Below are 19,963 nucleotides of genomic sequence, written 5' to 3'. Positions count from 1 at the left end.
GGTTCCGCTTTATTGCGGCGGCAAATACTTCAGTGGGTCAACAGGTTTACCCTGCCGGCGAACTTCGAAATGCAACATCACACGGTCCGAATCGCTGTTGCCCATCTCAGCGATCTTTTGCCCTTTAGTCACCGCGTCACCTTCTTTTACCATCAAAGCGCGGTTATGTGCATATGCCGTGAGAAAAGTAGCGTCGTGCTTGATGATAATGAGATTGCCATAGCCGCGCAGCCCATTTCCGGAATAAACCACCCGTCCATCCGCTGAAGCGTTGACCGCATCTCCAGCCGCGCCGCCGATATTCAAACCCTTGTTCTTCGCATCGTCGAACGTACCGATAATCGGACCGCGCGCCGGCCAACTGAACGCCGGCTGAGTCGCCGCAGCCGCGCTGTTATCCACGCCCGGCGCGCCCGGCACACTGGCCGCATCCGCAGGCGCTGCGCCCATGCCCGAATTCGGACCGTAGTACGGCGGCTGGCTTGTTGCACCCGCTGCAACGCCGGGCTGCTGTCCGCCGCCAAGCGGCTGTGCCTGCACCGCGCCGCCCGCGATAGGCGCTGTCGAAACACCCGGCGTCGCCGCGGCGAGATTGGCGCCCGGAGGCGCCACGCGCACCAGTTGACCGACTTCGATCTGATTCGGGTTCGTCAGGTTATTCCACGCGGCGATGTCGTGATAATTCTGACCGTTTTCCAGTGCGATCCGATATAGGGTGTCGCCCGGCTTCACACGGTAATAGCCGGGTGGCGGCGGAGCGTTGGCGGCGGCGGCGGCCTGAGCCGCGTCCGTGGCAATCGGTGCGCCCGTCCTGTCGACCACCGGCGCCATGTCCATGCGCGTCGAACAGGCCGCCAGCACGGATAGCGCCAGTACGCAAACGCCGCGCTGCGCCGCCGTCAGACGAACGTCCGCACTTCCTTCTCGCAAAGCACGCAAGATACTCATCGGTGTCAAATCACTCCGGATTTTAAAGGTACAAAGAAAACGCGATCAAGCTGGGACTCGCGCCACTGCGTCGCTGAAATGCGCGTGACGAGCGTCAGCACTTGCGACTGCGCAGCCTGCGATCCGACCGGCGCAACGAGCTTGCCGCCCACCGCCAGTTGATCGAGCAAAGCCTGCGGCACGTCGAGCCCCGCGCATGCGATGACGATCGCATCGAACGGCGCCGCCGCCGGCAGTCCGAGGCGGCCGTCGCCATAGTGAAGCCGGATGTTCGGCACACGCAGCGGCCTGAGATTGAGCTTCGCGCGCTCGGACAGCGGGCGCACGCGCTCGATGGAATACACCTCTTTCGCGACTTGCGACAGCACCGCCGCCTGATAGCCGCAACCGGTGCCGATCTCCAGCACCTTGTCGAGGGTGCGCCCGGTCGCGACGAGTTCGATCATGCGCGCGACGACGGACGGCTTCGAGATGGTCTGGTGATGACCGATCGGCAGCGCCGCGTCTTCGTAGGCCTGCGCGGCGAGCCCCGGATCGACGAACATGTGGCGCGGCACGACCGACATCGCGTTCAGCACGCGCGGGTCCGTGATGCCGTTCGTGCGCAGCCGTTCGACCATGCGCTCGCGCACCCGCTCCGAGGTCAGCGTCTGCGTGCTGGCCAGCGCGACATTGGGCGCGCCCTTCTTCGATGCGGCGTTCGCGGCGCCGTTCAGTGCATCACGTTCGATGCCGCGCTGCGCGGTGCGCAACGCGCTCGTGCGCGGATGCGGCGCTTGTGCAGGGCTTCGCGTCGTGCCGGGAACCAATTTCGCCGTAACAGGTGTCTGTTTCGCGGAAAAAATGGATGCAGCGGCCCCGCTGTTCGTCGCGCTCGCCGGAGACCGCAACGCGCCAGGCTTGCCCGGCGATGCGGCGGCCGGCTTCGCACGCGATGCATCGGCCCGGCCGGCGGGCTTGCGCGGCTCGCGTACCAGGTCCGCGAGCGCCAGCGGGAAGCGCTTGGCGCGCTCGTCGGTCATGTGCGGCGGCTCCCGGCGCGCGCCCATTCGCGCGTCTCGGCCATGAGCTTCGTGTGCGTCAGGTCGAGTTGAAGCGGCGTAATGGAGACATAGCCGTTCGCCACGGCATGGAAATCGGTGCCTTCGCTGGCATCGAGCGCATCGCCCGACGGGCCGATCCAGTAGATAGGATTCCCGCGCGGATCGGCCTGGCGGATGACAGGCTGCGAAGGATGGCGCTTGCCGAGACGCGTCACGCGCCATTCGCCGAGCTGGTCGTATGGCAAGCTGGGAATGTTCACGTTCAGCAACGGATGACCGGGCATCGGATGGTCGAGAAAGTGCGCGACGATTTCCGCCGCCACGCGCGCCGCGTCCTCGAGATGCAGCCAGTCCCGCCCGACGAGCGAGAACGCGATGGACGGAATGCCGAACATGAAGCCTTCGGTGGCCGCCGCGACGGTGCCGGAATACAGCGTGTCCTCGCCGACGTTCTGCCCGTTGTTGATACCCGACACGACGAGGTTCGGCTGCTCGTCGAGCATGCCGGTCAGCGCGATGTGCACCGAGTCGGTAGGCGTGCCGTTCACGAAATTGAAACCGTTCGCCGCACGATGAATGCTCAGAGGCCGGGACAGCGTGAGCGAGTTCGATGAGCCGCTGCAGTTCTGCTCCGGCGCCATCACGGTCACTTCGCCGAGCGGCTGCAAGGCGTCGTGCAGCACGTTGATGCCGCGAGCCAGGTAACCGTCGTCGTTGCTGAGTAGGATTCGCATCCGACGATTGTAACCGAGGAAACATGACGCGCGAACGAGTCGCCGGGGCTCGTCCGGCGTACGCGGCGTGTCATAAACTGAGCGCCTACCGACAAGGAGACAACATGCGCGCCGTTCGCTGCAACCTGCATGGACTACCCGAGACGCTCGTCATCGAGACGCTGCCCGATCTGCATCCAGAAGCGGGCGAAGTCGTCATCGACGTGAAGGCGGCGAGCGTCAATTTCCCCGACGTATTGATCATCCAGAACAAGTACCAGTTCAAGCCGCCGCTGCCGTTCACGCCGGGCGCGGAGTTCGCCGGCGTCGTGCGCGAAGTCGGCGCGGGCGTCACGCGCTTTCGGCCCGGCATGGGCGTGGCGGCCTACACGGCGCAAGGCGCGTTCGCCGAACAGGCGCGGGCGAGCGAGACCGCGTGCATCGCGCTGCCCGATGACGTCGATTTCGCCGATGCCGCCGCCTTCATGATCGCCTATGGCACGTCGTATCACGCGCTCGTCGATCGCGGCGCGCTGAAGGCCGGCGACACGCTGCTCGTGCTCGGCGCGGCGGGCGGCGTCGGGCTGGCGGCGGTGCAGATCGGCAAGATAGTCGGGGCGCGCGTGATAGCGGCGGCGTCGAGCGCGGAGAAGCTCGCGTTCTGCCGCGAGCATGGCGCCGACGATGTGATCGACTATGCGAACGAAGACTTGCGTGAACGCGTGAAGGCGCTGACCGGTGGCAACGGGGCGGATGTCATATTCGATCCCGTCGGCGGGGCGTACGCGGAACCGGCGTTTCGCAGCATCGGCTGGCGTGGGCGGTATCTCGTGGTCGGCTTTGCGAACGGCGAGATACCGAGGCTGCCGCTCAACCTCGCGCTGCTGAAAGGCGCGAGCATCGTCGGCGTGTTCTGGGGCGATCACATGCGCCGCGAACCTGCGCTTGCAGACAGCGAATACGCGACGATGGTCGACTGGATCAGAACCGGCAAGCTGCGTCCGGCCGTGACGAAACGCTATACGCTCGATGAAACGGCGAAGGCGCTCGACGACATGATGAACCGGCGGGTGACGGGGAAAGTGGTCGTGCAGATGTAACGCGGCCGTCGCGACATTGCATCGGCTAAGGGCGCGGCGAGGCTATGCGCGTTAGGCATCCGGCAGTACCGTCGCCTGCGCTGCGTCCCGCTCACGCCGCGCGGCCGGCCGGACTGGTTGCGTCTCGCGCCCGCTCGCGCCCTGCAGCGCATTGAAGGCGGCCATCACGCGGCGCACGCTGAGCAGACGCTTCCAGAACCGCTCCCTCAACGCAGCCGATGGCACCAGCGCAGGCGGCAGCACCACCGCCCCCGGCCCCCAGCCCGGCCGCCACGACCGGGCGAGCCCGCGTCGCATGAAGAGCGTCAGCGTCGGCACGCCGAGCGACGACGCAAGATGACCGAGCCCGGAATCGTTGCCGATGAACCACCTCGATTCGGCGATCCACGTCGCGACATCGCCGAGACGCGGCAGCGCGTTGACCTCGTGCCCTGCGCGCGCGACGTCGTCCCAGCCAGACATCTCGACCGGAGAAACAAGGAAGCTCGGCACGAACTGACGCCGCGAGAGCGCGCGAGACAGCGCGAGAAACTTGTCGCGATCCCACATCTTCTCGGGATGGCTGCCGGTCGGATGAATGACCACGCGATTGCCGAAGCGCCCGCGCATCACGCCAGCGGGCACGACGAGGCCATTGGAGCGCGTCACATCGCGCAGATGCAGCACGTTCGTCGCGATATTGACGATGCGCTCCACCATATGCTTGCTGCCGCTGTATTCGGGGAATTCATCGAGGCGAAGCGTTTGCCCCGAGCGGCTAAGCGCGGCGGCGTAGTCGGTCTTCCATAGTTCGATGACCGTATCGAAGGCGCCGCGGCATGCGCCCGGCTCTCGAACGTCCACGCCTGGGAGCCAGTCCGCGAGTTGCTCCGCCACCCAGCCAAACACGACTGGCCGATAGCCGTTGCGGATGAGATTGTTGACGAGCACGAGCCCGATCAGGCTGTCGCCAATCGGCGGCGGCAATGCCACCGCAACCGCACTGCTGGTGTCCAATCTCATTCGTTGTCTTGCGCAAATCGTTTGAATCGCGTCATGAAGGCGCCGCGCCGCCGATGGGAATCCGCACCGAACCCGGGAGCCCGCCGAACCGTGCGCCACCATGCCCCGAGCACGGAAAGTCGGGCCGAATCTTACAGGAATGCGCCATGGAGCGTGGCCCAAGGATCGATTCGGTTTTGGAAAGGATAACCGACTTGTGCGGATCGAGCTGACACCAGCGTGTCACTTAACGTCACGCGCGCATGAAGCACTCACAGCTTCTCGGTCTCGCCGCTTTTGGGTTGCCACTTCATCAGCCGGCGCTCGACGAGCGCGACGATTCCATCGAGCACGAGTGCGAACGCGGTCAGCACCAGAATGCCGGCGAAGACCGTGTTGATATCGAACGTGCCTTCGGCCTGCAAGATGAGATAACCGACGCCCCGCGCCGAACCCAGATATTCGCCGACCACCGAGCCGACGAACGCAAGCCCGACCGATGTATGCAAACTCGAAAACACCCAGCTCGTCGCGCTCGGCAAATATACGTGCCGCAAGAGTTGCTTGCGGTTCGCGCCGAGCATCCGGGCGTTCGCAAGCACGACCGGGCTGACTTCCTTCACGCCCTGATAGACGTTGAAGAACACGATGAAAAACACCAGCGTCACGCCGAGCGCCACCTTCGACCAGATGCCGAGGCCGAACCACACTGCGAAGATCGGCGCGAGAATCACGCGGGGCATCGAGTTGGCGGCCTTGATGTACGGATCGAGAAGCGCGCTCATCGTCGGGGCGAGCGCGAGCCACAGACCGACCCCAAGACCGAACACCGTGCCGATGACGAACGCCAGCACCGTCTCGATCAGCGTCACCCACAGGTGCAGGTAAATCTCGCCGCCGCTGAACCATTCCCAGATGCGCACGAGCACCTTCTGCGGCTCGCCGAAGAAGAAAGCGGCCTTGTTCGCGTCGTCGAAATAGAAAGGCGGCAGAAGCGTCGGGCTGGTCAGCGCGTACCACAGCACGAAGCACGCGACGAGCAGCAGGACCTGCCACAGGATCAGATTCTTTCGATTCGGGCGCAGCCTATTCCACATGATCGTTCCGTTTCAACTGCTGCTGATAACCCTTGAGCACTTCCTCACGCAGCACGCCCCAGATCTGCGCGTGCAACTCGACGAAACGGGGATGTGAGCGAATCTCGGCGACATCGCGCGGACGCGGCAAGTCGATGGCGAACTCGCCGATCGGATGCGTCCCCGGCCCCGCCGACAGCACGACCACGCGATCGGACATCGAAATGGCTTCGTCGAGATCGTGCGTGATGAAGAGCACCGCCTTGCGTTTCGCGGCCCACAGATCGAGCAGTTCGTTCTCCATCAACTGCCGCGTCTGGATGTCGAGCGCGGAGAACGGCTCGTCCATCAGGATGATGTCGGGATCGAGAATGAGCGTCTGCGCCATCGCGACGCGCTTTCTCATGCCGCCCGACAATTGATGCGGATAGCGGTCGCCGAAACCGCCGAGGCCCACGCGCTTGAGCCATGCCTCGCCGCGCGCGGCGGCTTCGTCGTTCGTCACGCCCCGGAACGCGAGGCCGGCGGTGACGTTGCCGAGCGCGGAACGCCAGGGCATCAGCGCATCCGCCTGGAACATGTAACCGGCGCGCCGGTTGATGCCGCTCAGCTTTTCACCGAAGACGCGCACCGTGCCGGACGACGGCTGCAACAGTCCCGCCGATACATTGAGCAACGTCGACTTGCCGCATCCCGTTGGACCGACGACGGAGACGAACTCGCCCGGCGCAATAGTAAGGTCGGTGTTTCTAACGGCCGTATAACGGTCGCTGCGGCTATTGCGTGAAGCGAACGTGCACGTGACGTTTTCCAGCGCAAGCGCAGGTGTCGATGTGGTATTCATCGCTCACGCCTTGACGGTCGCGAGCGCTTTCTTCACGAAGTCGTTGGTCCACGTCTTCGACACGTCGATCGGCTTGCCCTTCACCGTTTCGTCGAACGCCTGCAGCGTCTTCAGCGCCGTCGCCGGGCCGTCTTCCGGCATCAGGCCGTCCGGCGACATGGCTTCCTTCACGTGCTGCCAGGAATCGAGATACAGCGCGCGATCGCCCAGCAGATAGCCTTCCGGCACGGTCGCGATCAATTCCTTGCCCGACGCCGCCTGCAGCCACTTCAGCGCGCGGACCATCGCGTTGGTCAGCGCCTGCGTCGTGTTCGGGTTCTTGTTGATGAAGCTTTGCGACGCGTACAGGCAGCCCGCAGGCATGTTGCCGCCGAAGACAGTCTTCGTATCGGCGAGCGTGCGCGTATCGGAGACGATGCGGATATCGCCTGCGCGATCCAGCTTGGTCATCACGGGATCGAGATTGGCGATGGCGTCGATCTGACCGGACTGCAGCGCGGCAATCGCGCCCGCCCCGGCGCCCACGCCGATGAACGACACATCGCTCGCTTTCAGCCCTGCCTTCGCGAGCACGAAGCTCGCCATGATGGACGTCGACGAGCCCGGCGCGGTCACGCCGATCTTCTTGCCCTTGAGATCGGCCACCGACTTGTAGTTCGGCATCGCCTTCTTCGATACGGCGAGCACGATCTGCGGCGCGCGCCCCTGAAGCACGAACTCGCGGAAATACTGGTTCTTCGCCTGCAGCAGCAGCGTGTGTTCGAACGCGCCGGACACGACATCGGCACTGCCGCCGACCGCTGCCTGCAACGCCTTCGCGCCGCCCGCGAAATCCGAGATCTCGACGTCGAGCCCTTCATCCTTGAAGTAGTTGCGGCGCTCGGCGATCGTGAGCGGCAGATAGTAGAAGAGGTTCTTGCCGCCGACCGCGATCGACACCTTCGTCTGCTCCAGCTTGCCCTGCGCGAAGGCGAGCGGCATGCCCGACAGCGCACCACTCGCGAGCACGGCGCCGCTCGCGATGAACGTTCTGCGTTTCATCGTTGTTTGTCTCCTGTCCCATGCAAGCTTGCTTGCTGCATGTGCTTTGTTGTTGTCGCGGTGAAGCTGACCTAGATGACCTTGGCCGCTCGCAGCCGCGCGATGTCGTCAGGATGATACCCGAGCGTTTGAAGCACTTCATCGGTGTGTTCACCGAGTCGCGGTCCGAGCCAGCGCGTCTCACCGGGCGTTTCCGAGAGCTTCGGCGTGACGTTGGGCAGCGTGATCTCGCGGCCGTCCTGCCAGGGGAAGCGCTGGAGCATCTGCCGCGCGATGAACTGCGGATCGGCGAACATGTCCGCCACGCTATAGATGCGCCCGGCCGGCACGTCGGCGGCGTTGAGCACGGCGAGGGCCTCGTCGATGCTGCGCGTCGCGAGCCAGGCGGCGATCGCGTCGTCGATTTCCTGCGTGCGCGGCACGCGGCCATCGTTGGAAGCGAGCGCGGGATCGTCGGCGAGATCGGCGCGGTCGATCGCCATCATGAGCCGCTTGAAAATAGGATCGCTGTTGCCGCCGATCACGATGCTTCCATCGCGGCAAGGATACGTATTCGACGGCACGATGCCCGGCAGCGACGCGCCCGTGCGCTCGCGCACGAGGCCATAGACGCCATACTCCGGCACGACGCTTTCCATCATGTTGAAGACGGCTTCGTAGAGGGCGACGTCGACCACTTGCCCCTTGCCGCCATTGACTTGCCGATGATGCAGCGCCATCAGCGCGCCGATCACGCCATGCAGCGCCGCGATCGAATCGCCGATCGAGATGCCGATGCGCGGCGGCGGCAGATCGGGATAGCCGGTGATATGGCGCAGGCCGCCCATCGATTCGGCGATCGCGCCGAAGCCCGGCCGGTCGCGATACGGCCCGGTCTGCCCGTAGCCGGACAGCCGCACCATCACGAGGCCGGGGTTGTCGGCGGACAGCGTTTCGTAGCCGAGGCCGAGCTTTTCGAGCAAGCGAGGGCGAAAATTTTCCACGACGACATCGGCTTCCTTCGCGAGCCGCCGCACGATTTCCTTACCCTCTTCCGCCTTGAGATTGACCGTCACCGATTTCTTGTTGCGCGCCTGCACGGCCCACCACAGCGACGTGCCGCCCACTTCCGGGTACAGCTTGCGCCACTTGCGCAGCGGATCGCCGCCGTTCGGATCTTCGATCTTGATGACATCCGCGCCGAACTCGCCCATGAAACGCGCGGCGAACGGCCCGGCGATGAGCGTGCCGAGTTCGAGCACTTTGACGCCGGCGAGCGGCCCGGTCGTTGCGGTCATTCTCGTCTCCTATTAATAGCTTTTTACGGCCCGTTCATGTCAGCGGGCTTTGTCGACTGCTTCAGAGCGGCTTGAATCGGGGCGTGCCGTCCGCGAGGGTATCGTTGAACATCTGCGCGGGACGCACCCACAGGCCGCGCTCGTGCGGCCACAAGTGTTCGTAGACCGTCATTTCCTCTTCGGTTTCGGAGTGCCGCGCGACGCCGATCACGCGGTAAAGCCCGCCCTTGTAATGCCGATGCGTGGCGAGCGCGAGTGCTTCGGTTTCTGTCATGACTTTTCGATTCCGCTGGATTTCACAAGGCTATACGGAGCGGCGATCGATCATCGCGCGGGCGATGGTGCCGGCATCGACATATTCCAGTTCGCCGCCCACCGGCACGCCGCGAGCGAGCCGCGTCACCTTCAGCCCCTTCGACTTCAAAGTCTGCGCGAGGTAATGCGCGGTGGCTTCCCCTTCGTTCGTGAAGTTGGTGGCGAGCACCACTTCCTGCACGACGCCATCCAGCGCGCGGTTGATGAGCCGGTCGAAGTGAATTTCCTTCGGACCGATGCCGTCGAGCGGACTGAGCCTGCCCATCAGCACGAAGTAAAGCCCGCGATAGGTCAGCGTCTGCTCGAGCATGATCTGATCGGCGGGCGTCTCGACGACGCACAGCAACGCCGGATCGCGCTCGTCATCGAGGCAGACTTCGCAAACGGCCGCCTCGGTGAACGTGTGGCACTTCTCGCAGTGCCGCAGATGCTCGGTCGCGAACAGCAGCGACTGGCCGAGCTTTTCGGCGCCGGCGCGGTCGTGCTGCATCAGGTGATACGCCATGCGCTGCGCCGACTTGGGACCGACGCCGGGCAGCGCGCGCAGCGCCTCGACGAGCGCCGACAATGCGGAAGGTTGTTTCATGTGTCCTCATGGCGCGCCCCGCACGGGGCGCGGATTTAAAACGGCAGCTTGAAGCCCGGCGGCATCGGCATGCCGGCCGTCATGCCGCTCATCTTTTCCTGCGTGGTGGCTTCCGCCTTGCGCACGGCGTCGTTGAAGGCCGCGGCGACGAGGTCTTCCAGCATGTCCTTGTCGTCGGCGAGCAGGCTCGGATCGATCGACACACGCTTCACGTCGTTCTTGCAGGTCATCGTCACTTTCACGAGACCGGCGCCGGACTGGCCCTCGACCTCGATCAGCGCGAGTTGGTCCTGCATCTTCTTCATGTTTTCCTGCATCTGCTGAGCTTGTTTCATCAGCCCGGCGAGTTGGTTCTTCATCATGGTTCGGCTCCTTGCTGGAAAGCGGATATGGCGGATGGCGGCAAGCGCGCCGCGCATGCAACGGCTGCAACGGCGCGCAAAAAATGGCGATGCCGCGGATGCGGCCAATCTTACTGTGCGCGCGGCGCCTGCTGTGCGGACGCGTCGGCGAGCGGCCGGATCGAGCCTTGCACGATGCTCGCGCCGAAATCGCGGATCAGCGACTGCACGAACGGGTCGCGCTGGATTTCCTGTTCGGCCTCCTGCTGGCGTCGTGCGCGTTCGCGGGCATCGAGCGCGGCGGCGGTGCGGCGCACGGGGCCGACAGCGACGTTGACCTCGATTGCGCGGCCGAGTTTTTCCGCGAGCGCAGCCTTGAGCTTTGCGACGTGCGAGGCGTCGGCGTACATCTGGACTGCGACGGCGAGCGTGACGGAATTCGCGTCGCAGGCGCTCAGTTCGCTGTTGAACGCAAGCTGATAGGCGACGCCCTTGAGCGGCAAATCGGCTGCCAGCACGGCCCATTCGACCGCGACGCCGAGCGCATCGAGCGGCACGGCGGGCGGAAGCGGCGTGGCATCGACCTTCGGTGCGGGCGTGGATGCGGACTCGCCGGCGAAGCGCATGTCGTCCGGGCCGCTATCGAACGCGGGCACGAAGCCGTCATCGGGCGGCATGAAGTACTCGTCTTCCGACGATACCGACGGGTAATCGTCCGGCGGCATGTCTTCCCACGGCGGGACGACCTTGGCGGCGGGCTTGGCCTGCGGTTCGGGCGCGGCTGCGGGTGCAGCGGCCGGCGCAGCGCGACGCGGCGCGGGAGCCTGAACCTGAACGGCTGGCTTGGCGACCGGTTTCGGCGCGACAGGCTTCGCCGCAGCCGCCGATGCCCCGCGCGCTCCGCGATCCGACGACAGGCGCATGCCTGCGCTGCGCAGCACTTCGAGCGCGGCGCTGGGTCCGGTGCCGGCGCGCTTCGCCGCTTCGGCCTGCGGGGTGTCCTGTGCCTGACTCGCGGCGTCGTTCAGCGCTTGACTCGCTGCTTTGGGAAGCGGCGCGGACGCGGCGGGCGGCGCATCGGCCGGTTCACTCGGCTCGGCCGCTCGCGTCACGACGACAGGCGGTGGAGCAACATCAGCAGAGGCGTCGACGATGGTTTCCGCGACCGGCTGCGCCGGCTTTTCGCTAACCGCCGGCTCGCCCGTAACCGGCTGCGGCTGAGAAATATCCGCAGTTTCCACGCGCATGACGGACGCTTCCGCCGTCGGCTGCGACGAACCGTTCGCCGAAGTCTCGACGGGCGAAACTTCCACCGCCTTCGCGGAGACCGGCGCGGGCGCCACCGCGCGCTCGGCCATCGCGCCGGCGAGCGCGGCGCTGCGCTGCGACTTGGCCGGCTGCGGCGCGTTGACGGCGACACCGCCGCCGCCCGGCCCGCCCGCCGGCTCGAACGCCAGCATGCGCAAAAGCGTCATCGTGAAGCCGGCGTATTCGTCGGGCGCAAGGCCCAGTTCGCCGCGCCCCACGGTTGCTATCTGATAGAACAATTGCACCTGCTCGGCGGAGAGCATCTCCGCGAAGCGGCGGATATCCGCGGCCTCGGGCCATTCGTCGAGCACCGACGACGGCGCGAACTGCGCCCACGCAATTCGATGCAGCAGACTCGCCAGATCCTGCAGCGCCGTCGAGAACGACAGGCTACGCAGCGCCATTTCATCGGCGATGGCGAGGACGCCTTCGCCATCGCTCGCGGCGAGGGCGTCGATCAGCCGGATCAGATAGCTTTGATCGAGCGCGCCGAGCATGCCGCGCACGGCTTCCTCGGTAACTTCATTGGCCGAATACGCGATGGCCTGATCGGTCAGCGAGAGCGCGTCGCGCATGCTGCCGTCCGCGGCGCGCGACAGCAGCCGCAGCGCCTGCAACTCGAACGTGATCTGTTCCTGCTGAAGGATGTTCTCGAGATGCGAGACGATATGCCCGGCCGGCATCTGCTTCAGATTGAACTGCAGGCAGCGCGACAGCACCGTCACCGGAATCTTCTGCGGATCGGTCGTCGCCAGGATGAACTTCACATGCGGCGGCGGTTCTTCCAGCGTCTTCAACATCGCGTTGAAGGCGTGGTTCGTCAGCATGTGGACTTCGTCGATCATGTAGACCTTGAAGCGCGCATCGACGGGCGCGTACACGGCGCGCTCGAGCAACGCGGCCATTTCATCGACACCACGATTACTCGCCGCATCCATCTCGACGTAATCGACGAAGCGGCCTTCGTCGATTTCCCGGCACGCGCGGCACACGCCGCACGGCTTCGAGGTCACGCCGGTTTCACAGTTGAGCGCCTTCGCGAAGATCCGCGAGAGCGTCGTCTTGCCGACGCCGCGCGTGCCCGTGAACAGATGCGCGTGATGCAGACGGCCGCCATCGAGGGCGTGCGTGAGCGCCCGAACGACGTGCTCCTGGCCGACGAGCGACTCGAACGATTTCGGCCGCCATTTGCGTGCGAGAACTTGATAGGTCATGCGCGAAATTGTATCAGCAACGACTTTGGGTAAACGCCGCTCGGACGCGCAGTGCCGGGCGTCGGAACGGCCGCTTTCGGGACAACGGATGCCCGAAGCAACGCGCGCGAAAGCAGCGGCTCGTGCTGGAATGACTTCGAAGATGGGGGGAGATACAGCAGAAGAAAAGCGGAAGGTGACGAGCCCGACCCTCGGCACTGGTGGAAAGCGGCTGTGGCTGCTTCGTTCCCGACCTGACCAGGTTGACCGCGCCACCATGCGAGGAGGCCCGTCACGACGAATCATAGCACAGCCCGCGCGACGCCCGGAAGCCTCGTACAGGCGCCCTCTTGCGCTGCGTGTTTTCGGCCTCAGATGGTCCCCCTATCGGGCACCGGCAACGGATAGCAAAGTAAGCTAAGATGACACATGACTCATCCGTGACCGGCGAATCGCACGCTTCATGACGACGTCCGGCAAGCGGAGTTCGCGGCTTTCGAGCGGCGAAATCCTTTTTCTGTTTTGGTGTATCGTGGCGAGCATTCCAACGCGGCCTCGAATCAATTGAGGTATTCAGATAATGAGCGAATCAATCAAGCACATCAGCGACGCTTCTTTCGAACAGGACGTCGTCAAGTCGGATAAACCTGTCCTGCTCGACTTCTGGGCCGAGTGGTGCGGTCCGTGCAAGATGATTGCCCCGATCCTCGACGAAGTTGCGAAGGATTACGGCGATCGTCTGCAGATCGCGAAGATCAATGTCGACGAGCATCAGTCGACGCCGGTGAAGTTCGGCGTGCGCGGCATTCCCACGCTGATCCTCTTCAAGAACGGCGCGGTCGCCGCGCAAAAGGTCGGCGCGCTGTCCAAGTCGCAGCTCACCGCATTCCTCGACAGCAACCTGTAAAAGCGTCGCCGGGCGTCTGCCTCGTTTATCCCGGCGGCAGCGCCATGAAGAACGCGCCCGGGCCGATGTTGTCGCGCGACAACATCGGCTGAAAAGCCCCGCCCCCGGCCTATCCGAGGCCTGCAAGGCGTGTGCTATGCTAGAATTACAAGACTTCAAGAAGTATTAAGTCCTAGAGCGGTTCCGCTCACCTCTTCTCCCATCTTTCTGTCGCACCTCTTCTCCCTGGCGGGAAATCCGTATGCATTTATCCGAGCTCAAGTCTCAGCACGTGTCTGCACTGATCGAGATGGCCAATGGCCTCGAGATCGAAAACGCGAACCGCCTGCGCAAGCAGGAATTGATGTTCGCGATTCTTAAAAAGCGCGCCAAGGCTGGCGACACGATTTTCGGCGACGGCACGCTCGAAGTGCTGCCGGACGGCTTCGGTTTCCTGCGCTCGCCCGAGACTTCCTATCTCGCGAGTACGGACGATATCTATATCAGCCCGTCGCAGATCCGCCGCTTCAATCTGCATACCGGCGACACGATCGAAGGCGAAGTCCGCACGCCGAAAGACGGCGAACGTTATTTCGCGCTGGTCAAGGTCGACAAAGTCAACGGGCAGCCGCCCGAGGCCTCGAAACACAAGATCATGTTCGAGAACCTCACGCCGCTGCATCCGAACAAGCCGCTGCCGCTCGAACGCGAAATGCGCGGCGAAGAAAACGTCACGGGCCGGATCATCGACATGATCTCGCCCATCGGCAAGGGCCAGCGCGGCCTGCTGGTGGCGTCGCCGAAGTCGGGCAAGACCGTGATGCTGCAGCACATCGCGCATGCGGTGAAGGCGAATCATCCCGACGTGATCCTGTTCGTGCTGCTCATCGACGAGCGTCCGGAAGAAGTCACGGAAATGCAGCGTTCGGTGCGCGGCGAAGTCATCGCATCGACGTTCGACGAACCCGCCGCGCGTCACGTGCAAGTGGCCGAAATGGTCATCGAGAAGGCGAAGCGCCTCGTCGAAATGAAGCACGACGTGGTGATTCTGCTCGACTCCATCACGCGTCTCGCGCGTGCGTACAACACGGTCGTGCCGGCGTCGGGCAAGGTGCTGACGGGCGGTGTCGATGCCAACGCGCTGCAGCGTCCGAAGCGGTTCTTCGGCGCGGCGCGCAATATCGAGGAAGGCGGGTCGCTGACCATCATCGGCACGGCGCTGATCGAAACCGGCAGCCGCATGGACGACGTGATCTACGAAGAGTTCAAGGGCACCGGCAACATGGAAGTGCACCTGGAACGCCGCCTCGCGGAGAAGCGTGTTTATCCGTCGATCAACCTGAACAAGTCGGGCACGCGCCGCGAAGAACTGCTCATCAAGCCGGACCTGCTGCAAAAGGTCTGGGTGCTGCGCAAGTTCATTCACGACATGGACGAAGTCGAAGCGATGGAATTCCTGCTCGACAAGATCCGTCAGACGAAGAGCAACTCCGAGTTCTTCGACATGATGCGCCGCGGCGGGAGTTGATCTCCTGCTCGACACAAAAAACCGCCTGCACCGTCAGGCGGTTTTTTTATGCTCGCCGGGGTGCCGCCCTTCGTACAATCGATCTGTCTTCACGATCCGCACGACCGATGGCCAATCTTTTCACCCGCTGGCTCGGCGCGCAACGCCGCGAGCGCGCGCTGCGCAAACACGCTATCGACGACGCCCTCTGGCAACGCACGCTCGATGCGTTCCCGTTTTACCGCCACCTGAACGCGGCCGACCGCGAGCGTCTGCGCGAGACGACGAGCCTCTTTATCGCGCAGAAGGAATTCTCGACCGCGCATGGACTCGAGCTGACCGACGAGATGATCGTGTCGATCGCCGCGCAAGCCTGTCTGCCGGTGCTCAATCTGGATCTCGATCTGTATGGCGGCTGGGTCGGCGTGATTGTTTATCCGGGCGAGTTCGTCATCAGGAAGACGGTGGAGGACGAAGCCGGCGTCGTTCACGAGATCGAGCACGACGCGAGCGGCGAAGCATGGGAAGGCGGGCCGGTCGTGCTGTCGTGGGAAGACACGCAGATGGCCGATGCCTCGGACGCGTACAACGTCGTCATCCACGAGTTCGCGCACAAGATCGACATGGTCAACGGCGAAGCCGACGGGCATCCTCCGCTCTTTCGCCGCTGGCACGCGCCGCTCGACAACGCCGCGTGGTCCGACATCTTCGATAACGCCTACGACCAGTTCTGCGCCCGCGTCGATGCCGTGCCGCAGCGGCGCTGGAGCCGTTTCGAGCGCGAATCGCTGATCGATCCTTATGCGGCGGACCATCCGTCGGAGTTCTTCGCCGTGTGCAGCGAGGCGCTCTTCGTCACGCCGGACGCATTCGAATCCGGGTACCCGGAGCTCTATCGGCTGCTTGCGCGGTATTACCGGCAGGATCCGGCGAACGTCGGTGCGCTGGCCGGCTTCTCCGCGTGACCGCAAAAAGTGTCGAGCGGCTGATTTTCTGGCATAATCGCCGTTTTTCGACCCCAGGCAAGTGACTCGCGAAAAGCGCCGTGAAACGGTGCGGCGGGTTGGCTACCGCCAGATACCAGGAAAGACCATGAAAGAAGGCATTCACCCGAATTATCGCGAAGTCCTGTTCGTCGACATGTCGAACGACTTCCGTTTCGTGACCCGCTCGACCATCCAGACGCGCGAGACCGCCGAATTCAACGGCAAGACGTACCCGCTCGCGAAGATCGAAGTGTCGTCGGAATCGCACCCGTTCTACACCGGCCAGCAGAAGATCATGGACACGGCCGGCCGCGTCGAGAAGTTCAACAACAAGTTCGCACGCTTCTCCGCCAAGAAGTAAGTTGGGCTTTAGGTTTCAGCAAAAAGGGCAGCTTCGGCTGCCCTTTTTTGTCGGCGCGCGGTTTGTGCGTCGCGCCGCTGCATCGCAAGCGTGGAGCCGGGTCCCGCATTGAACGCTGCAACCCGCGACACGACTACAATGCCGGATGCTCCAGCCACGCTGCGTTTCGGCACATCTCTCAGGCCCGTCTTTTCACCAAGCTTCTCGCATGCGATCTGTCGTTCGTCTGACCGCCTCCGCCACCAGCGCCCTGCCGCGCTGGCTGCTGCTCGCCATCTGCATCACCTATGCGTCGTTCGGCCTCTTCGGCCGCGATCCCTGGAAGAACGAAGACGCGGCCGGCTTCGGCGTCATGTGGACGATGGCCAACGGCGACGCCCGCGACTGGCTCCTGCCGAACCTGATCGGCAAAGCCGCCACCGGCGACGGTCCGCTGATGTACTGGCTCGGCGCGACGTTCATTCGCGTGCTGAGTCCGTGGGTCGATGCGAGCAACGCATCGCGCGTCATCACCGGGCTGCTGTTCTGTCTCGCGTGCGCGTTCGTGTGGTACTCGGCCTATCTGCTTGGCCGGCGTGACGAAGCCCAGCCCTTCAAATACGCTTTCGGCGGCGAGCCAGAACCGCGCGACTACGGCCGCACGCTCGCCGATGGCGCGCTGCTCATCCTGCTCGCGTGCTTCGGTCTTGCGGAACGCGGCCACGAAACCACGCCGCAACTCGCGCAGTTCGCCGGCACCGCGATGCTCATCTACGGCCTCGTGCGCAGCCTCGACAAGCCGATCCACGGCGCGCTCGTGTGGGGCGCGGCGATCGGCGTCGTCGGGTTGTCGAGCTCGCCGGTGCTCGTGTTCGCGCTGCTGCTTTGCACGCTCGCGATGACCGTCATCGTGCGTCAGGTACGCGCCGCGCCGCTGCTGATCTACGGCTTGCCGGTTGCGGTCGTGCTGATCGCCGCCTGGGTGCTGCCGACGCTGCACTTCTTCCCCGACGACGGCGAATGGTGGCTGCGTCAATGGTGGCGCAACAGCTTTCATACTTTCACCGCGCCGCCGTCGCTGGAACTGGGCTACGCGATCAAGAACCTCCCGCTCTTCACGTGGCCCGCGTGGCCGCTCGCGATCTGGGCGTTCGTGAGCTGGGGCGGCATGCGCCGCTCGCCGCACGTCGCGGTGCCCTTGTCGATCATCGGGCCGCTGCTGGTGCTGGTCGTGCTGCAGGCGCACGAAACCAACCGGCTCTTCATGCTGCTGCTGCCGCCGCTCTCGGTGCTCGCGACGTTCGCGCTGCCCACGCTCAAGCGCGGCGCGATCAACGCGATCGACTGGTTCGCGATGCTGAGCTTCACGATCATCGGCACGCTGGTCTGGCTCGTGTGGACGGCCGGCATGTTCGGCTTTCCCGCGCCGATGGCCCGCAATCTTGCGCGTCTGGCGCCGGGCTTTCATCCCGAGTTCAAGCTGATTTCGTTCGTCTGCGCGGTCGCCGTGACGGTCTGCTGGTTCATGCTCGCGCGCTGGCGTCTCACGCGTCATCCGAAGGTGCTGTGGCGCAGCGTCGTATTGTCGAGCGCCGGCACCACGCTGATGTGGGTGCTGCTCATGACATTGTGGCTTCCGGTGGTCAACTATAGCCGCACCTATCGCGACGTCGCGGAGCAGATCGCATCGCATCTTCCGCCTGATTACACCTGCATCTCCCCGGCGCGTCTGGGCGACGCGCAGATCGCCACGTTCGCCTATTTCGGCGGCATGCAGTTTGCATTCGACGAAGACTGCGACGTGATCCTGCGTCAGGATCGCGCGGACTTCGGCGATCCGTCGTCCATGTCGACGTTCGAATGGAAGCTCGTCTGGGAAGGCCGGCGCGTCGCCGATCGCGACGAGCGGTTCCGACTGTATGTGCGCATCCAGCGTCCGGTGCCACCGCCGACAAAACCCGAGCGCAAGCGCAGCCTGCGCCGGCCGCAATAAAAGGACATGACCTCGATATCACCCGTTCGTACCGGCACGACCGGCATGTGGAGCGATGTGCGAAAGATCGCATCGCTTGCATGGCCCGTGCTGATCGGCCAGCTCGCGGTGATCGCGTTCGGCGTGATCGATACCGCGATGGTCGGCCGCTTCTCCGCCACCGATCTCGCCGCGCTCGGCCTCGGTTCGTCGATCTATATCTCCGTCTACATCGGGCTCACGGGCATTCTCGTCGCGCTGCAGCCGATCGCCGGGCAACTCTTCGGCGCGGGCCGCGAAAGCGAGATCGGCGAGGAGACGCGTCAGGCGCTGTGGCTCGCGGCGGTGCTGACCGTCGCCGGTTTCGTGCTGCTCTATTTTCCCGAGCCGCTGCTGAGTCTCGCCAAAGCCCCGCCCGCGCTGCATGACCGCACGGTCGACTATCTGCGCATCCTGTCGTTCGGCTTGCCCGCGAGCCTCGCGTTTCGCGTCTACAGCTCGCTGACGAACGCGGTCGGCAAGCCGCGGCTCGTAATGTTTCTGCAGATCGGCGGACTCGCGCTCAAGTTTCCGCTCAACACCTGGTTCATCTTCGGCGGCTTCGGCGTGCCCGCGCTCGGCGGGCCGGGCTGCGCGCTCGCGAGCACGCTCATCAACTGGGTGCTGGCGATCGTCGGCATGACGGTGCTGCTGAAGTTCGAATTCTTCCGTCCATTCGGCATCTTCTCGCGCTTCACGTGGCCCGTGTTCAAGCGACAGGTCGCGCTCCTGCGGCTCGGCATTCCGATGGGCCTCTCGTACCTGATCGAAGTGACGTCATACACGTTCATGGCGCTCTTCATCTCGCGCTTCGGCACGACGACGCTCGCCGGTCATCAGATTGCGGGCAATCTCGGCGCGGTGCTGTACATGACGCCGCTGTCGATCGGCATCGCATCGTCCACGCTGGTCTCGCAGGCGCTCGGCGCGCAACGCTTCGACGATGCCGCGTCGATCTCGCGTCACGGCATCGGCATGGCCTGCGTCCTGGCGCTCGGGTATGGCGTCGCGCTGCTTGCCGCACGGCCGCACGTGATCGGCGCCTACACGCCCGATCCAAACGTCATCGCCGCGGCGATGCCGCTCGTGCTCATCATCTTCTTCTATCACCTCTGCGACGCGCTCCAGATCACCACGGCGTTCATCCTGCGCGCGTACAAGGTGACGATCGTGCCGACCGTCATCTATGCAATCGCGCTGTGGGGCATCGGACTCGGCGGCGGCTATCTGCTGGGCTTCGACGTCGGCGGCGCGGTGCCCGCTTCGCTGCAAGGCGCACGCGGTTTCTGGATCGCCAATTCGCTGAGTCTCGGCGTGGCGGGCGTCGGCCTCTTTCTCTACTGGCGGCGCGTGAGCACCCGGCATATCAGCACCGTCGACCTGCGCTGAGCCAATTCGTCGCAAAGCGTCAACGCTTTCGCACGGGCAGCAAGAAGGACGTAGGCGTCCAGTAGAATCGCGCGTCGA

At 64.4% G+C, this 19,963-nt stretch carries 19 protein-coding genes and 1 other RNA gene; 7 read left to right on the top strand and 13 right to left on the bottom strand.

Annotation, left to right across the window (positions count from 1 at the left end):
• Positions 1-9: 9 nt before the first annotated feature.
• The 3 genes from AB6804_RS15240 to surE are packed head-to-tail and all read right to left on the bottom strand — an operon-like array spanning position 10 to position 2,725.
• Positions 10-948, bottom strand: a complete 939-nt coding sequence (locus AB6804_RS15240; protein ID WP_370887126.1) for a peptidoglycan DD-metalloendopeptidase family protein — start codon at positions 946-948, stop codon at positions 10-12.
• Between the two features lie 5 nt (positions 949-953).
• Complete coding sequence (locus AB6804_RS15235; RefSeq protein ID WP_370887125.1) at positions 954-1,970, bottom strand: protein-L-isoaspartate(D-aspartate) O-methyltransferase; 1,017 nt, start codon at positions 1,968-1,970, stop codon at positions 954-956.
• Positions 1,967-2,725, bottom strand: coding sequence for a 5'/3'-nucleotidase SurE (surE, locus tag AB6804_RS15230; RefSeq protein WP_035968272.1), 759 nt, complete (start codon positions 2,723-2,725; stop codon positions 1,967-1,969). Before surE ends, AB6804_RS15235 begins: the two co-directional genes overlap by 4 nt.
• A 104-nt stretch (positions 2,726-2,829) precedes the next feature.
• On the opposite strand from surE, the gene AB6804_RS15225 reads away from it, so the two are divergent.
• On the top strand, positions 2,830-3,804 hold the full coding sequence (locus tag AB6804_RS15225; protein WP_370887124.1) for an NADPH:quinone oxidoreductase family protein: 975 nt from the start codon (positions 2,830-2,832) through the stop codon (positions 3,802-3,804).
• Between the two features lie 51 nt (positions 3,805-3,855).
• Here the strand turns inward: AB6804_RS15225 and AB6804_RS15220 are convergent, their stop codons facing one another.
• From AB6804_RS15220 to ffs, 10 genes are all read right to left on the bottom strand, one after another.
• The gene (locus AB6804_RS15220; protein ID WP_370887123.1) at positions 3,856-4,806 is read right to left on the bottom strand and encodes a glycosyltransferase family 9 protein; all 951 of its coding nucleotides are present in this window, start codon (positions 4,804-4,806) and stop codon (positions 3,856-3,858) included.
• Between the two features lie 251 nt (positions 4,807-5,057).
• Positions 5,058-5,882 (bottom strand): ABC transporter permease, encoded by an 825-nt coding sequence (locus AB6804_RS15215; RefSeq protein WP_370887122.1) that lies wholly within the window; start codon positions 5,880-5,882, stop codon positions 5,058-5,060.
• Complete coding sequence (locus AB6804_RS15210) at positions 5,872-6,705, bottom strand: ABC transporter ATP-binding protein (protein ID WP_370887121.1); 834 nt, start codon at positions 6,703-6,705, stop codon at positions 5,872-5,874. The genes AB6804_RS15215 and AB6804_RS15210 overlap by 11 nt, the downstream gene beginning before the upstream one ends.
• A gap of 3 nt (positions 6,706-6,708) precedes the next feature.
• On the bottom strand, positions 6,709-7,746 hold the full coding sequence (locus AB6804_RS15205) for an ABC transporter substrate-binding protein (RefSeq protein ID WP_370887120.1): 1,038 nt from the start codon (positions 7,744-7,746) through the stop codon (positions 6,709-6,711).
• A 71-nt stretch (positions 7,747-7,817) separates the two neighbouring features.
• The gene (locus tag AB6804_RS15200; RefSeq protein WP_370887119.1) at positions 7,818-9,023 is read right to left on the bottom strand and encodes a CaiB/BaiF CoA transferase family protein; all 1,206 of its coding nucleotides are present in this window, start codon (positions 9,021-9,023) and stop codon (positions 7,818-7,820) included.
• Positions 9,024-9,084: 61 nt separating this feature from the next.
• Positions 9,085-9,297, bottom strand: a complete 213-nt coding sequence (locus tag AB6804_RS15195; RefSeq protein WP_035968261.1) for a DUF1653 domain-containing protein — start codon at positions 9,295-9,297, stop codon at positions 9,085-9,087.
• Between the two features lie 30 nt (positions 9,298-9,327).
• Entirely contained in the window at positions 9,328-9,924 is a 597-nt protein-coding gene (gene recR / locus AB6804_RS15190; RefSeq protein WP_370887118.1) for a recombination mediator RecR, read from the bottom strand.
• Positions 9,925-9,959: 35 nt separating this feature from the next.
• The gene (locus AB6804_RS15185) at positions 9,960-10,286 is read right to left on the bottom strand and encodes a YbaB/EbfC family nucleoid-associated protein (RefSeq protein ID WP_014191628.1); all 327 of its coding nucleotides are present in this window, start codon (positions 10,284-10,286) and stop codon (positions 9,960-9,962) included.
• A 110-nt stretch (positions 10,287-10,396) separates the two neighbouring features.
• Complete coding sequence (locus AB6804_RS15180) at positions 10,397-12,787, bottom strand: DNA polymerase III subunit gamma/tau (protein WP_370887117.1); 2,391 nt, start codon at positions 12,785-12,787, stop codon at positions 10,397-10,399.
• A gap of 174 nt (positions 12,788-12,961) precedes the next feature.
• An RNA gene (ffs, locus tag AB6804_RS15175) (signal recognition particle sRNA small type) lies at positions 12,962-13,060 on the bottom strand.
• A gap of 286 nt (positions 13,061-13,346) precedes the next feature.
• On the opposite strand from ffs, the gene trxA reads away from it, so the two are divergent.
• The 6 genes from trxA (at position 13,347) to AB6804_RS15145 (ending at position 19,885) form a co-directional block, all read left to right on the top strand.
• Positions 13,347-13,673 (top strand): thioredoxin TrxA, encoded by a 327-nt coding sequence (gene trxA / locus AB6804_RS15170; protein WP_008349330.1) that lies wholly within the window; start codon positions 13,347-13,349, stop codon positions 13,671-13,673.
• Between the two features lie 241 nt (positions 13,674-13,914).
• On the top strand, positions 13,915-15,180 hold the full coding sequence (gene rho / locus AB6804_RS15165; protein ID WP_035968253.1) for a transcription termination factor Rho: 1,266 nt from the start codon (positions 13,915-13,917) through the stop codon (positions 15,178-15,180).
• A 107-nt stretch (positions 15,181-15,287) separates the two neighbouring features.
• Positions 15,288-16,124, top strand: a complete 837-nt coding sequence (locus AB6804_RS15160) for a zinc-dependent peptidase (RefSeq protein WP_370887116.1) — start codon at positions 15,288-15,290, stop codon at positions 16,122-16,124.
• A 127-nt stretch (positions 16,125-16,251) separates the two neighbouring features.
• Complete coding sequence (locus tag AB6804_RS15155) at positions 16,252-16,506, top strand: type B 50S ribosomal protein L31 (protein ID WP_244794596.1); 255 nt, start codon at positions 16,252-16,254, stop codon at positions 16,504-16,506.
• A gap of 208 nt (positions 16,507-16,714) precedes the next feature.
• The gene (locus AB6804_RS15150) at positions 16,715-18,478 is read left to right on the top strand and encodes an ArnT family glycosyltransferase (RefSeq protein ID WP_370887115.1); all 1,764 of its coding nucleotides are present in this window, start codon (positions 16,715-16,717) and stop codon (positions 18,476-18,478) included.
• Between the two features lie 45 nt (positions 18,479-18,523).
• The gene (locus AB6804_RS15145) at positions 18,524-19,885 is read left to right on the top strand and encodes an MATE family efflux transporter (protein ID WP_370887237.1); all 1,362 of its coding nucleotides are present in this window, start codon (positions 18,524-18,526) and stop codon (positions 19,883-19,885) included.
• The last annotated feature ends 78 nt before the right edge of the window (positions 19,886-19,963 follow it).

This window comes from Caballeronia sp. RCC_10, from assembly GCF_041360715.1.
Classification (GTDB): domain Bacteria; phylum Pseudomonadota; class Gammaproteobacteria; order Burkholderiales; family Burkholderiaceae; genus Caballeronia; species Caballeronia grimmiae.
The sequence above is the reverse complement of the archived record's forward strand: the minus strand, read 5'-3'. Positions and strand labels throughout refer to the sequence as shown.

Bases quoted from the DNA above. Each gene is read 5' to 3' on its own strand.
- AB6804_RS15240 (WP_370887126.1), bottom strand. From the start codon at position 948: ATGAGTATCTTGCGTGCTTTGCGAGAAGGAAGTGCGGACGTTCGTCTG.
- AB6804_RS15235 (WP_370887125.1), bottom strand. From the start codon at position 1,970: ATGACCGACGAGCGCGCCAAGCGCTTCCCGCTGGCGCTCGCGGACCTG.
- surE (WP_035968272.1), bottom strand. From the start codon at position 2,725: ATGCGAATCCTACTCAGCAACGACGACGGTTACCTGGCTCGCGGCATC.
- AB6804_RS15225 (WP_370887124.1), top strand. From the start codon at position 2,830: ATGCGCGCCGTTCGCTGCAACCTGCATGGACTACCCGAGACGCTCGTC.
- AB6804_RS15220 (WP_370887123.1), bottom strand. From the start codon at position 4,806: ATGAGATTGGACACCAGCAGTGCGGTTGCGGTGGCATTGCCGCCGCCG.
- AB6804_RS15215 (WP_370887122.1), bottom strand. From the start codon at position 5,882: ATGTGGAATAGGCTGCGCCCGAATCGAAAGAATCTGATCCTGTGGCAG.
- AB6804_RS15210 (WP_370887121.1), bottom strand. From the start codon at position 6,705: ATGAATACCACATCGACACCTGCGCTTGCGCTGGAAAACGTCACGTGC.
- AB6804_RS15205 (WP_370887120.1), bottom strand. From the start codon at position 7,746: ATGAAACGCAGAACGTTCATCGCGAGCGGCGCCGTGCTCGCGAGTGGT.
- AB6804_RS15200 (WP_370887119.1), bottom strand. From the start codon at position 9,023: ATGACCGCAACGACCGGGCCGCTCGCCGGCGTCAAAGTGCTCGAACTC.
- AB6804_RS15195 (WP_035968261.1), bottom strand. From the start codon at position 9,297: ATGACAGAAACCGAAGCACTCGCGCTCGCCACGCATCGGCATTACAAG.
- recR (WP_370887118.1), bottom strand. From the start codon at position 9,924: ATGAAACAACCTTCCGCATTGTCGGCGCTCGTCGAGGCGCTGCGCGCG.
- AB6804_RS15185 (WP_014191628.1), bottom strand. From the start codon at position 10,286: ATGATGAAGAACCAACTCGCCGGGCTGATGAAACAAGCTCAGCAGATG.
- AB6804_RS15180 (WP_370887117.1), bottom strand. From the start codon at position 12,787: ATGACCTATCAAGTTCTCGCACGCAAATGGCGGCCGAAATCGTTCGAG.
- trxA (WP_008349330.1), top strand. From the start codon at position 13,347: ATGAGCGAATCAATCAAGCACATCAGCGACGCTTCTTTCGAACAGGAC.
- rho (WP_035968253.1), top strand. From the start codon at position 13,915: ATGCATTTATCCGAGCTCAAGTCTCAGCACGTGTCTGCACTGATCGAG.
- AB6804_RS15160 (WP_370887116.1), top strand. From the start codon at position 15,288: ATGGCCAATCTTTTCACCCGCTGGCTCGGCGCGCAACGCCGCGAGCGC.
- AB6804_RS15155 (WP_244794596.1), top strand. From the start codon at position 16,252: ATGAAAGAAGGCATTCACCCGAATTATCGCGAAGTCCTGTTCGTCGAC.
- AB6804_RS15150 (WP_370887115.1), top strand. From the start codon at position 16,715: ATGCGATCTGTCGTTCGTCTGACCGCCTCCGCCACCAGCGCCCTGCCG.
- AB6804_RS15145 (WP_370887237.1), top strand. From the start codon at position 18,524: ATGTGGAGCGATGTGCGAAAGATCGCATCGCTTGCATGGCCCGTGCTG.